Origin of the sequence: Roseixanthobacter psychrophilus, assembly GCF_043195195.1 — a bacterium.
Taxonomy (GTDB): domain Bacteria; phylum Pseudomonadota; class Alphaproteobacteria; order Rhizobiales; family Xanthobacteraceae; genus NCEH01.
This window is the reverse complement of record NZ_JBAFWT010000018.1, coordinates 73,080-85,457: the sequence shown is the minus strand read 5'-3', so window position 1 is coordinate 85,457 and position 12,378 is coordinate 73,080. Positions and strand designations below refer to the sequence as shown.

7 protein-coding genes are annotated in these 12,378 nt (G+C 68.8%); 2 read left to right on the top strand and 5 right to left on the bottom strand.

The window, feature by feature from the left end; genetic code table 11:
• Window positions 1-83: 83 nt before the first annotated feature.
• Both addA and addB read right to left on the bottom strand, forming a co-directional pair.
• A complete protein-coding gene (addA, locus tag V5F77_RS16490; protein ID WP_429006449.1) occupies window positions 84-3,581 on the bottom strand; it encodes a double-strand break repair helicase AddA in 3,498 nt (1,165 codons plus the stop codon).
• Window positions 3,578-6,619: a double-strand break repair protein AddB gene (gene addB, locus V5F77_RS16485; protein WP_429006448.1), complete on the bottom strand. Its 3,042-nt coding sequence runs from the start codon at window positions 6,617-6,619 to the stop codon at window positions 3,578-3,580. The genes addA and addB overlap by 4 nt, the downstream gene beginning before the upstream one ends.
• A gap of 187 nt (window positions 6,620-6,806) precedes the next feature.
• Between addB and V5F77_RS16480 the strand changes: the two genes are divergently transcribed.
• A complete protein-coding gene (locus V5F77_RS16480) occupies window positions 6,807-7,088 on the top strand; it encodes a hypothetical protein (RefSeq protein WP_429006447.1) in 282 nt (93 codons plus the stop codon).
• 196 nt (window positions 7,089-7,284) lie between these two features.
• On the top strand, window positions 7,285-7,464 hold the full coding sequence (locus V5F77_RS16475; RefSeq protein ID WP_429006446.1) for a hypothetical protein: 180 nt from the start codon (window positions 7,285-7,287) through the stop codon (window positions 7,462-7,464).
• A 54-nt stretch (window positions 7,465-7,518) separates the two neighbouring features.
• On the opposite strand, the gene V5F77_RS16470 is transcribed toward V5F77_RS16475, so the two are convergent.
• From V5F77_RS16470 to V5F77_RS16460, 3 genes are read right to left on the bottom strand one after another with little or no spacing between them, the layout of a single operon-like run.
• Entirely contained in the window at window positions 7,519-8,220 is a 702-nt protein-coding gene (locus tag V5F77_RS16470) for a nucleotidyltransferase family protein (protein ID WP_429006466.1), read from the bottom strand.
• Between the two features lie 17 nt (window positions 8,221-8,237).
• On the bottom strand, window positions 8,238-9,791 hold the full coding sequence (tsaE, locus tag V5F77_RS16465) for a tRNA (adenosine(37)-N6)-threonylcarbamoyltransferase complex ATPase subunit type 1 TsaE (protein WP_429006445.1): 1,554 nt from the start codon (window positions 9,789-9,791) through the stop codon (window positions 8,238-8,240).
• Window positions 9,788-12,307: a PAS domain-containing sensor histidine kinase gene (locus V5F77_RS16460; RefSeq protein ID WP_429006444.1), complete on the bottom strand. Its 2,520-nt coding sequence runs from the start codon at window positions 12,305-12,307 to the stop codon at window positions 9,788-9,790. Before V5F77_RS16460 ends, tsaE begins: the two co-directional genes overlap by 4 nt.
• Window positions 12,308-12,378: the final 71 nt, after the last annotated feature.

Genomic DNA, 12,378 nt, shown 5'->3' with positions numbered 1-12,378 from the left:
GTGGACCCAACGTAGGTAGCCCCTCCCCCTCCCGTCAAGGCAAGTCGCGCCCTCGTGACGACTGCCCGAAGGTCACGAACGGCCTATGGGCGATCAATCGCCGCGAGCGCGAGGGCGAGTTGCTCGGGCGCGAGGGAATGGACCAACGGCCCGTGCGTATAGACCACCAGGGCCTCCAGCACACGGCCGGGGAAGGCGCGCCGCACCACCTCGCCATAGATGGCAAGCTGGGAAACATAAGCGCTGTCAATCTCCGCGGCGCTGCGCGGCAGCACGGAGTCGGTCTTGAAATCCGCCAGCAGGATGCGGCCCGGCATCACCGCCAGCCGATCGATACGGCCGGAAACCGAGACCGGCCTGCCGCTCGCCGCGGTCCACCGGCCGACGATGGGCACCTCGGCCACGCTGCTGGCGCCGAACAGTTCCGCCAACCGCGCATGGTCGAGCACGCCCAGCGCTTCCGCCGCGAGGGCGTCGTGGACCTCCGGTGCCAGGGTCGAGGCGACATGCCGCAGCATCTGGCCCGCCGCCGCCGCCGCCCGCTGCGTCGATGCAACGCCGGCAAGCCCCGCCAGCAGGCGATGGATCAGATCGCCGCGCAGAATGGGGTCGAGCGCTCCGTCCGCGGGTTTTGGCCTTGGCACCGTGCCTTCAGGATAGGGCCTTTTCGGTTCAGACTGCGAGGGCCGCACCAGTGCCGTCCGCGGCGGCGGCCGTAGGTCGGGCAGACGCGCCGCTTCGGCGGGCGGCGGAGCAGCGGGGACGGATGGCTCCAACGATGGCCCGAGCCCCTCGCCTTTGCGCCAACGCAGCACCGGGCCCTGGGCATAGGGTTCCTCCACCTCTATGGCCGCCTCGGCCAGGGCATCGCGCACGAGGTCGTACCAGCACCCCTCCGGCCGTGCGTGCGCCTTGTCCTTGCCGGGAACGCGGGTCTCGGCGCCGCAGACAATCACCGCATCCTCGGCGCGCGTGAGGGCGACATAAAGCAGGCGGCGATATTCCTCCCGTTCACGCTCCTGCGCCGCCGCGCGCGCGAGGCCGAGCACAGCGGGGCCATCTTCCTTGCGACCGGCGAGAACGGGAATGGTGCCGCCGCTTCCACCCGTAACGGCCAAAAATCCGCCGGCGCTGCGCGCCTTGGGCACGTCCACCGTGTCGGCCAGGATCACGATCGGCGCTTCCAGCCCCTTCGCGCCGTGCACGGTCATGACGCGCACCTCGTCGCGCCCGCTCTCCATGTCGCGCTTGGTCTCGGCCCCGCCGCGTCGCAGGAAGGCGAGGAATCCTGCCAAGGTCGCCGGTTCGGTGCTCTCATAGGTGCGCGCGAGTGCCATGAACTCGTCCAGCACATCCGCCGCCTCCGGCCCGAGCCGGGCCAACATGGACCGCCGCCCGCCGTCGCGCCCGAGCACACGCGCATAGAAATCGAACGGTCGCAGCAGCGGAGCTTCCTGCCGCCACAGCTCAAGCCGCGATGCCGCAAGGTCCCAATGGGGAAACCGCCCCGCCTCGCTGGCCAACGCATCGCTCAGCCGCCCCGCGCGCGGCGGGCACAGTTTGATCAGATCCTCATCGGTAAAGCCGAACAGCGGGCTCTTGAGAGCGCTCGCGAGGGCAAGATCGTCGTCGGGCGAAAGCAGCGCATCGCCCAACGCCATCAGATCGAGGGCGGCGATATGATCGGCGATGACGAGACGGTCGGCCCCAGCCACGTCCACGCCGGGGCCAGCGGCCTTGAGCGCCCGGATCACGGCCTCGAACAAGCGGCCGCGCCGACGCACCAGAACCAGCACGTCCCGGGCCTGCATGGCACGCCCTCCCCGCGAAGGAATGGCGAGGCGCGCGGCAATGCCTTGTCGCACGAAGGCCGCGATGCGCTGGGCGAGCATGTTGACGGGATCGTCGGCCGGTACCTCATCCAGGGGACGCCGCCAATCATCCACTTTTGGCTTGGGCGCGGGAACGGTCGTTGGCCAGATTTCCACCAGAGAGGGCGCATCGGCGCGAATGGCCGCATGCACCGGGGGTGAATTGTCGCCCGTCAGACCGGCGCGTGCAGCCGCGCCCGCGAAGATGGCGTCCACCGCCTCCAGCACCCCCGGCGCCGAACGGAAGGAATGGGGCAGGCTGACATTGTGGAAATCCTGCGGCCCCGCCGCGCCGGCAAAGCGCGCATGCATATCGCCGAAAGTGCGCGGATCGGCGCCCTGAAATGAAAAGATGGACTGCTTCTCATCGCCCACCACGAACAGGGTGCGCGTCAGGCCTTCGCGCGCACCCTCGCCGGAGAAGAAATCCGCGATCAGTCCTTCGACCACCTTCCATTGCTCGGGGCTGGTGTCCTGCGCCTCGTCCACCAACACATGGTCGATGCCGCGATCGAGCTTGAAATGGACCCATGAGGCGGGCACCCGGTTCAGCAGGTCGGCGGTGCGGGCAATCAGATCGTCGAAATCCAGCACGCCACGCATGGCCTTTTGCGCCGCATAGCGCCGGCAGGCTTCCGCACCAAGGGTCAACGCCGCATCGGTCCGCGCCAAGGTTTCGGCCGCCCGCAGGCGGTCCAGCAGACCGGCGATGCGCTCTTTTTCCGCGTCCAGGCGGGCGCATAGCTCGGGATAGGCGGCGCGTAGGCCCTTGGTGAGAAAGCGCGAGGTGGCGCGCGGCTCGTATTTGTCGGTGAGGAACACGCCGAGATAGGCCGCCACCGCCTCTGCGTCAGATCCCGCGAAAGCGGCAAGCGCGAGCTGATCGCCGAGCCCCCGGTCGCTGGTCGTCCCTTCGCGCAAACAGGCGGCGATGCTCGCCCATTCGCTGCGCGGCACATCGGGGCTGGAAAGCATCTCCTGCCGCACCCGCGCTGGGGTTTCGTCGGGCTGGATGCCGAGCACCCGCGCCACCGCCGCACGCCGTGCCAGGGGATCGCCGCCAAGTGGCTCGATCGACGCGCGCGCGTCCACCGCCGCCTCTAGCAGCGCCACGACGCCAGCATCGGACAGGCTTTCGATCAGCGCGGCGAGCGCCCGCCCGAGCGCGCTTTGCGGCGTCGAGGTCGCATCCACGATCAGATCCGAGCGGATGCGCGCCATCAAATCGAGCCGGCCCACATCGTCCAGCTCGGAGAAGCCCGCCGCGACGCCGGCCTCGAAGGGAAAGCGATGCAGCAGGCCGCCGCAGAAGGCGTGGATGGTCTGGATCTTCAGTCCGCCCGGCGTCTCCAGCGCCGCCGCGAACAGCCGCCGCGCGCGGGCGCGCAGGTCCCCATTGGCCGGGCGATCGTCGATCCGGACGAGTTCGCGGTCGAGTTCGGCATCGCTCAGGCCCACCCAGCGACCGAGAATATCGAGCACGCGATTGGCCATATTGGCCGCCGCCGCCTTGGTATAAGTGAGGCAGAGAATGCGTCCCGGCGGCGTGCCGGAAAGCAGCAGGCGCACCACGCGCTGCGCCAGAACATGAGTCTTGCCGGAGCCCGCATTGGCCGACACCCAGGCCGAGCTTTGCGGATGGGAGGCTTCGCTTTGGCGGCGGGTGGCATCGGCCTTGGCGGCATTGGCGCTCTGCGCTTGATCGCTCATGCCTCGCCCTCCTCCCCGCCGAGCGCCCATTCGCGCACCCGCGCCAGATGGTCATAGGCACCGAAACGCCCGCGCCATTGCGGGGCAGCGAGCGCGCGATAGCCCTGCGCGGGGTCCTCGAAAGCGAGCAGAAGCTCCTTCAGGCGGGCAAGCGCATCGTCCGCCATCTGGGTGGCGTTGGTATCCTTGTGGACCCCCGGTTTCTCACGCCCCGGTTCGGCGCCACCCTTCAGCTCCACATAGCGGAAGTCCTCCACCTCGGACCCCGGCACGTCGCGGAAGGCGCCGCGTGCGGCCATGGCGGCCTCCAGCGGAAGCTGGGGCGAAAAAGTGGAGCCCTGCCGCGTGCTCGGCGCGGTGCCGGTCTTGTAATCGAGGATCGAGAGGCGCCCATCCTTGCGCACGTCGATGCGGTCGGCCCGGCAGGTCAGGCGGAACGGTCCGTTCGGCAAAGGAATGTCCAGGCGGCCGGACACTTCCGGCACCACCCGGCGCAAGCTCTCACGTCGCTCGCGCTCATAGGCGACCAGCCAGCCGGCGACCCGCTCGAACCGCGTCCACCACACCGCATGCTCGGCGGGAAACACGGCCAGCGGCGCGAATGCCTTGCGGCCGTGGGCCAGAAGCTGATCCAACGCATCCGCCGGGAGAGCTTCGGGAAAAGCGGCGGTGAAGGTGCCGAGTGCCTCATGAAGCGCGCTGCCGCGCTCGGAGCCGCCCGGCGTCGCATCCAGCGGGTCGAGCGGCTGAAGGCGCAGCACATGGCGCGCGAAGATGGAATAAGGATCGCGCAGAAAGGTCTCGATCTCAGTGACGCTCAACTGGCGCGGCCGCAGTTCGACCGGCGGCGCCGGCGCGGGCTGCTCCGCACGCGGCACGCGCGCGCTTTGATCGAGGCTCGCGGCGGCGCGGCGCCAGCTCTCGCCGCGCGCCTGCACCGCCGCCCAGCGCGCCTTGCCCACCACGGTCGCGAGGCGCTGCAGGAAGCGGGAGGCGACCGTCTGCGTGCCCGCCACCTTGCCGGGAAAGGTCAGCACCACCTGCCGCGCGCCGAACCCCTGCACGAAATCATGGGCCGACAGGCCGATGCGCCGCTCCGGCAGATCGAGGCCAAGTTCCGCCCGCATGGGACGGCTCAGCCAAGGGTCGGTGCGGGTTTGAGGGGGCCACGCGCCCTCCACCAAGCCGCCGAGAATGATGCGATCCACATGGACGAGGCGGGCCTCCAGCGGGCCGAGGATGCGCACCTGTTCCAGCCCCTGCTGTGGCGGGCGCACCATCTGGTCGGCGAACAGGGCCGTAACGGTCTCGGCATAATCCTCAAGCCGCAGGTCCGGGCCGTCCGCGGCACCTGCCGCAATCTCCTCGAAGGCGTGCGCGAGTGCGGCGAATGCCGGATCGTCATGCGCGGGATTGAGCGGACCGGCGATGGCCTCGAAAGCGGCGCGGTGGGCGGCCACAAGATCCGGCAGGGGCGCCTTGCCGGTGCAGGCGAACAGCGGCGCCAGCGCATCGCCGAGACGCCCCACCAGATCGGAGGCCGCCACAATGTCCGCATCCGCAATGCGGCGACGCGGGTCGGTGCGGTGGAGCGCATCGCGATCAAAGGCCGTGACGGCTGCCCTCAGTCCCTCGATGCCGGCGCGCGGACGCGGGCCGCGCAGCGCGATCAGCTCCAACGCCGCGACCGCATCGCGCTTTGGCTGCGGACCGAGGTCGAAATGCGCCAGCGGATGGGTCAGCAGAGCGAACAAAGGCCCCGGCGCGCAGGCCTGCGCCGCCACGAAAGCCACAAGCCGCGCCAGCCGGCCGGGCGCGGTCTCCGCCAGCGGCTCGCCGGCGGAATCATCGATGGAAATGCCGAAGCGGTTCAGTTCGGCAGCCACCCTGCGGGCAAGGTCTCGGTCAGGCGTCACCAAGGCCGCCGTCTCGCCGGGCCGGTCCAGAGTGTCGCGCAGGACCAGGGCAATGGCGAGGGCCTCTTCGCGCGGATCGGACGCGGCGATGAGGGTGAGATCCTCCAGGGACGCGTCGAGGTCCGGCTCCGGCAGGCGCGCGGCGAGCAAGGTCCAGCGGTCGGTGGTTTCCGACTGCCGCATGGCCTCGCTGAGCAAGCGTTCGCGCCCATTATGTTTACGCGGGCCAAGCTCCACCACGTCGCGGCGTTCGACGCCGAGAATGGGAAGCAGATGGGCAAGGCCGTATTGGGGATGGTCCGGCGCCTGTGTCGCCTCGGCGGTCAGCAGTGCAAAAGCATCGTCCTCTGCGTCTCGATCAAGCCCCGGCAACACCACGGCGCCTTGTGGCAGATGGGCGATGGCCGCAAGCAGCCGCGCCGTGGCTGGCAGCGAACCCGTGGAGCCGGCGGCGATCACCGGCCCCGCCCCTAAGCCGAGCCGGGCCAGGCGGGCGGCTTCCGCGCCGACGAGTACGTCGCGCCGCACCGCCGGTTCAACCAGCTCCAGCGCGTCCAGATGGGCGAGCCACGCGCGCCGGGCAATGCGCAGGAAATCCAGACTTATCTCGAAATAGCGGTCATGTTCCTCGGGCGCGAGACCGTCGAGGCGCCCCCAATCGATGCCCGCCGTGCTCATCTGATCGAACAGGCGGCCAAGCTCGTCGGCAAGCGCCACGGTCGCCGCAGGGCCCGCCGCGACCGCCGCCTGCCCCGCTCCTTCGGCCAGAGCATCGCGCCAGCGCTCCACCAGCGCGGCGAGGGCCACGCGCCGATGCACCCCCGGCACTGCGCGCGGCGGGGCGAGCAGCGGCGCTTCCTCGGCGAATGCCAGGGCATCCTCATCCACGTCGCCGAGCGGTACGATGCGCGGCAGCAGCAGCGCTTCCCCGCCGCTTTCCGCAAGCAACGCCTCGGCGAACAGCCGCCCGGCGCGGCGCGTGGGCAGATAGAGCGTGGTGGACGCCAGCGCCAGCGGATCGCCGCGCGGCGCGAAGCCCGGCACCAGCTCCCCATCCAGCAAAGCGCGCGCCAACGTGGGCAGGAACGGCGCCGAAGTGGGGATGGAAAAAACCTGCGTCATGATCGCCCGAGCAAGACGTGCCAGCTCGCGGGCACGCCTTGCTCACCTTTCACGTTGGGGGAACGAGTCGCAAGCCGTTCGCGCAATACACCCGCGACCCCGTCGTGGCCTCAGTCCCTATGTCAGCCAGCGGATTTGCCTGCCACGTATCGGGGCCACACCGTACGTCCTGCGTGGAAGGCTGGACATGCGTGCATCATCCTTGGTTTGGCAAACCCCACCTTCGACGCCCGGACCATTCGGCGGCATTGCAACTGGCCGGCTTTCCCATGTCTGCCCCCGCTGCTCCCCGTCCTCCACCGAGGCGCGCGATCGTCGCCATCTCCTCGACCTGCTGCTGGCGTTGCTCGAACATCCGGACGCGCTCCCGCCCGTGCTGGCCTTGCGGCTCGGCCTCGAACTGAGCGCCCTGGCCGCCGATGGTCACCACGGCTTCGTGTGCGAGGCGATGGGAGACTCCTTCCAATGATATCCGCCCCTTCGGAAGGCCTCCTCGCCGAACTTGAAGCGGTCTACCGGGACCTGCACGCCAATCCCGAACTCTCCATGCATGAGCATCGCAGCGCCGGCATCGCCGCAGCCTGGCTTCAGCGCTTCGGCTATGAAGTGACGACGGGCGTCGGCGGCACTGGCGTCGTCGGGGTGCTGCGCAATGGCGCGGGTGCATGGGCGGCACGGATCCACAGCAATTCGCGGCGGCGGTGGCCGCAGGCAAGGGCGACACATTGCCCGGCAATCACGCGCCGAACTTCGCCCCCCTCATCCACCCGACCCACGGCGCCGGGATCGAAGCCCTGCTGATGGCGGCCGGCGTCTGGCTCGATGCGAAAACGGCCGAAAGCTGAGGGCCGTGGAATCGGCCGCCGCCAAACATCAGCGCCGGCTTACCGGCCACGCACCTAATCGCTCGAGCGGCGGATCGCCTCTTCTGCGGCGGGAATCGCGTCGGGGGTGCCGACATGCATCCACACGCCTTCCAGGCGCAGGCCGAATAGACGGCCCGTCTCAGCGGCGCGGTCGAAGATGAGGTTAAGTGAGAACGGCCCCTGCGGCGTGTCGGCGAACAAAGCGGGAGAAAGGATGCAGGCGCCGGCATAGACGAAGGGAGAAATCATGCGCTCGCTGCGTCGCGCGAGCCGGCCTTCGGCATCCATGGTGAAGTCCCCGGTGCCGTCATAGCCGATGGAGAGCGCGCTTGCCGCCACCAGCAGCAGCGCGTCCATGCGGGCGGGGTCGAACTGGTTCCGCAGGCGTACCAGGTTCGGCGTCACGCCCTCGATCCAGATGGTATCGGAATTGATCACCAGGAACGGCGCATCGCCGAGCAGGTGAAGCGCGTGCTTCACGCCGCCGCCGGTCTCCAGCAGCAGGCCGCGCTCATCGCTGATGTGCAGATGCGGCGGCGCGGTGCGGGTGGCCAGATGGGCCTCCAGCAGATCGGCATGATGATGCACATTCACCACCGCCTCGCCGATATCAGCGGCCTCCAGTCGATCAAGGACATGGTCGATCAGAGGACGCCCGGCGACCTCCACCAGCGGCTTGGGGCGGGTTTCGGTGAGCGGACGCATGCGCGTGCCCATCCCGGCGGCGAGCACCATGGCTTTTTGAACGGTCGTCACGTCTGAAGGTCCTTGGATGGCAACACCGCCTCGTACCACATGCGCAGCGAACCGAGGTCCTGGTGCCCGAGACAGCGCGACAGATAACGCCTAATCCGAGGGAGGTGACGAAGATATTGCGGCTTGCCGTCGCGCTGGTGGAGACGGGTAAAAATTCCGAGAATCTTGGTCGCCCGCTGCGCACCCATCAGCGCATAGAGGTGCGCGAAGGTGCGGGCATCGAACGTGGGATCTGCCTCGCGGCGCTGGGCGACATAATGGCCGATGAGCGCCAGCTCGAGATTTTCCGAGACGTCCACCCGTGCGTCCTGCGCCAGAGAAACCACGTCATAAGCCGCCGGCCCGAGCACCGCGTCCTGAAAATCAATCAGCCCCATGCGCTGGAGCCCTTCGCGCTCCGGCAGAAAAATCAGGTTGGGGGAATGATAGTCGCGCAGCACCCACGTGTGCGGCTCGTCCAGCACCGGACTCAGCGCATTGCGCCAGAGCAGCAGGAATTCGTCGCGCACCACCGCATCAATGCGGATGTTGCGGAACGGCAGGTACCAGTCGAGCATCAGCTCCAGTTCGATCAGGAACGCCTCGACCCCATAGGTCGGCAGCACGTATTCGCTCTGCGGGGCGATGTGGAGCACGCTCGGCAGGGACCGGCCATGCAGCGCGGCGAGCACGTCCATCGCCAGTTCGTAACGTGCCCTGATGGGCTCGGGCGGATTGCCCTCCAGCACGCCGCCGTCGCCGAGATCCTCGATCACCAGCAAGCCACGATCGAGATCGGCGGCATAGATCTGGGGCGCGGAAAAACCCTGCGCGCGCAGGCCTCGGGCCACGGCGACGAAGGCCCGCACGTCCTCGGCCAGATGCGCAAGGCGGCTATAGGGCAGGCCGCGGCGGATCGGCGGGCCGTCAGGCCGGCGCGGCGCATTCATCAGCACGGCCGATCGATCGGGCAGCACGAGGCGGGCATAGGAGCGGCTGGAGGCGTCGCCCTGCATATAGCGCCGCTCCGCCGCGCCGAAGCCGGAGGCATCGATCAACAGTTCGGAGACATGCAGCCGGTCGAGGCGCTCGATGAAGGCGCCGCTGCCGGACAGGATCGCCCGCCGGCCCTCGGGCCCGAGCTCGGGCGCAAGATCGAAGTCGATGATCAGCCGATCCACGGCCAGCCGCTCGGCCGCGTGGTCAGGCCATTCGACGATGACGATCGCATCCTCGGACAATTCCTCCCAGCCGAGCTCATCGAGTTCGTCCGGGTCCTCGACGCGGTAGAGATCCGCGTGCACCACCTTCACGCGCGCGAATTCATAGTTCACTAGCACCGAGAACGTGGGGCTCGGCACTTCCAGCTCAGGCTCGCCCGCCAGCACCCGCACCAAGGCGCGGGCAAACGCGGTCTTGCCCGCGCCGAGGTCGCCGCGTAACGCGACAAGATCGCCGGGAGCCAGCCAGGGAACGAGCAGAGCCGCCAACTGGTCGGTCGCAGCGAGATCCGGCAGATCGATGCGGAACGCGTTGGCTAGGCCTGGAACACGCGCGATCAGGGGGCTCATGGTGCAGCCTCGTCGTGGCCCGTGGCCGCAAGGGGAAACCGGCACACGGCCAGCGCGCCGCCGTCGGCCGTGCCGAGAGAGACCGAGCCGCCGTGCAATTCCATGAAAGAGCGCACAAGGGACAAGCCGAGCCCGACTCCGCCCCCCTGCGCGCCCGCGCCGTGGGTCTCGAAACGCTCGAACACCTTGCCGGCGATTTCGCCGGGAACTCCGGGACCCTGGTCGCGCACTTCCAGCGTCAGCGCGCCCTCTGCCCGACGCGCGGTGAGGGTCACTGCGCCTTGCGGCGGGGAGACCGCGATTGCGTTGGAGAGCAGGTTGAACAGGATCTGCCGCACTCTGCGGCCGTCGGCCGTGAAGGTGCCGATGTCCGCAGGCGCGTCGATGCGCAGCGACACCTGCCGCTCCGCCAGCAGATCGCGCACCGCCTCGCCGACCGCCTCCAGCGCGGAGCGCACGTCGACTTCGCCGAGATCCAGCGCCATGGCGCCGGCATCGATGCTGGCGAGGTCGAGGATATCATCGATCAGAGCCCGCAGCGCGTCCGAGGACTGGCGCACATGGTCGAGGAATTCGAGCTGTTTTCCGTTCAGCGGGCCGATGGTGGGCTCGCCAAGCATGTGGGCATAGCCGATCAACGTATTGAGCGGCGTGCGCAGATGGTAGGAGACGTGGCCGACGAACGCATTCTTCAGCGCATCCGCCGCTTCCAGCGCCTCGTTGCGCTCGATGAGCGCGCGCTCCACCTTCACGCTGTCGGTGACATTGCGGAAGGTCAGGAGGGCCCCGCCGTCCGGCAGCGGCTGGGCCGAGGCATCGAGCACCAGGCCGTCGGCGCGATCCATGCGCAATTGCGTGCCGCTGCGATGCTCCAGAGCGGTGACCACGGCGCGGATGCGCGACCAGCTTTCGAGATCCGCATGCAGCGGCCTGCACATGGCCGCAACGGCATCGATGTGCGGCTTGTCGGCCAGCGCCTGCGCACTCAGCGACCATAGCGAGAGGAAAGCGTGATTGTGCAGGCGCAGCTTGCCGTCGCTGCCGAACACCGCCACAGCCTCGGCCAACCCGTCCAGCGTCTCGCCCTGGATGCGGATCAAACTATTATAGCGACTCTCCAGCGCAATGTGCTCGGAGACATCCTCGAACAGATAGGTGATGCCGCCTTCCGCATTGGGCGTCACCACCACCCGCAGCATCTGCCCATCGGGAATGTGCCACCAGTCGTGGATCGGCTCGAGCGCCCGATAGGCCTCGCGCAATTGCTCCCGCCAGGCACGGAAATCGGCCTGCTCCGGCACCTTGCGCGCGGTCCGCAAATGCTCGAGCACCTCGCTCTCGGTCGGCCGCTCGTCCAGGAAGACGGCATCAAGGTCAAACAGGCGCTCATAGGCCGAATTGTGGAACATGAGTCGCTCGTCGGCGCCGAACATGACGACGGCTGTGGCCAGTTGGTCGAGCGTGCGGCGGTGCGCGATGATGGTGTGTTCCACCTCCGTGCGCGCCGCTTCCGCCTCGGTGATGTCGATGGCGAGACCGCCGACGCCGGCGGGATCGTCCACCTCCAGCACATCCAGGACGCGGCGACGACCGCCGGCCACGAGGCGCGCACGCGCCTGGTAGGGACGGCCCTCCCGCCGGATCGCGCCGGCTGCCTCTCGCGCCGAATGGTCCAGCAATTCCATGCCCCGCGCCACTGCCTCCTCCGGCGATGGCGCGCCGACCGCCTGGGCGAAGGCCGGGTTCACTCGCAGCAGCGCCCCAGTCACGTTGCGCAGCCATACTGGGAACGGCGCCGCAGCAAACAGCGTGGCGAAGATGCCGCGTGCAGCCGCCTCGTCCTGCTGGCGCGTCGTGTCACCCCCCGCGACGGGGGCTCCGCGGATGCTCAGCATGCGGCTGCCATCGTGGGCGCGACCTTCGGCTATCCACTGCGCTCCGTCAGTGCCGGCAATGGTCAGCGTAAAGGCCCTCCCCTGTCCACGCAGCGCCTCCAGGGGAACGACCAGCGCAGCGGCGGCCGGAGTACCGAGCCAGGGGGCAAGGTCGAGCATGTCCGCGTCGCCCGGCTTGGCTGTCCGATTGATCTGGACTTCCAGCACAGTTGCGTTGCCAAGGAGATGGGGATGCGGATCTCCAACCACCCAGAGGACCGTGCCGAGTGTATCGCCGGCCAGCAGGCTCTTGACCGCATAGGCGTCAGCCCGCGCATAGGCGGCACTGCGCAGCGCCGCCTTCTCGCGGCGGGACACACGCGCCCACCAAAGGCTGCAGGAAATTGCCATGAATACAGCAGCGGCGCAGCTGCCGAGGCCCACGGCGGCAAACAGGTAATCGCCGGGAGAAAGTCCGCTCAGGCTTGCGGCCGAGGCAGCGCCGGAACTGCCAGCGAGCGCAACCGAAGAGAGCAGCGCGCGCAGCAGCAGGCCGCGGCGGGCGGCAGTCGGCGCTCGCGAAGCAGATATCGCGCACCACGCACCGCCCCTCGGGACCTGGCCGGCCACTTCACTCGCCATGCGCTCCCGCGGCCTCCTTGAGCAAGCACCCGCATTTGGGCGCGCTTCGGCCCTGGCCGAATCACGCTCGA

Bases quoted from the DNA above. Each gene is read 5' to 3' on its own strand.
- addA (WP_429006449.1), bottom strand. From the start codon at position 3,581: ATGAGCGATCAAGCGCAGAGCGCCAATGCCGCCAAGGCCGATGCCACC.
- addB (WP_429006448.1), bottom strand. From the start codon at position 6,619: ATGACGCAGGTTTTTTCCATCCCCACTTCGGCGCCGTTCCTGCCCACG.
- V5F77_RS16480 (WP_429006447.1), top strand. From the start codon at position 6,807: ATGCGTGCATCATCCTTGGTTTGGCAAACCCCACCTTCGACGCCCGGA.
- V5F77_RS16475 (WP_429006446.1), top strand. From the start codon at position 7,285: ATGGGCGGCACGGATCCACAGCAATTCGCGGCGGCGGTGGCCGCAGGC.
- V5F77_RS16470 (WP_429006466.1), bottom strand. From the start codon at position 8,220: ATGGTGCTCGCCGCCGGGATGGGCACGCGCATGCGTCCGCTCACCGAA.
- tsaE (WP_429006445.1), bottom strand. From the start codon at position 9,791: ATGAGCCCCCTGATCGCGCGTGTTCCAGGCCTAGCCAACGCGTTCCGC.
- V5F77_RS16460 (WP_429006444.1), bottom strand. From the start codon at position 12,307: ATGGCGAGTGAAGTGGCCGGCCAGGTCCCGAGGGGCGGTGCGTGGTGC.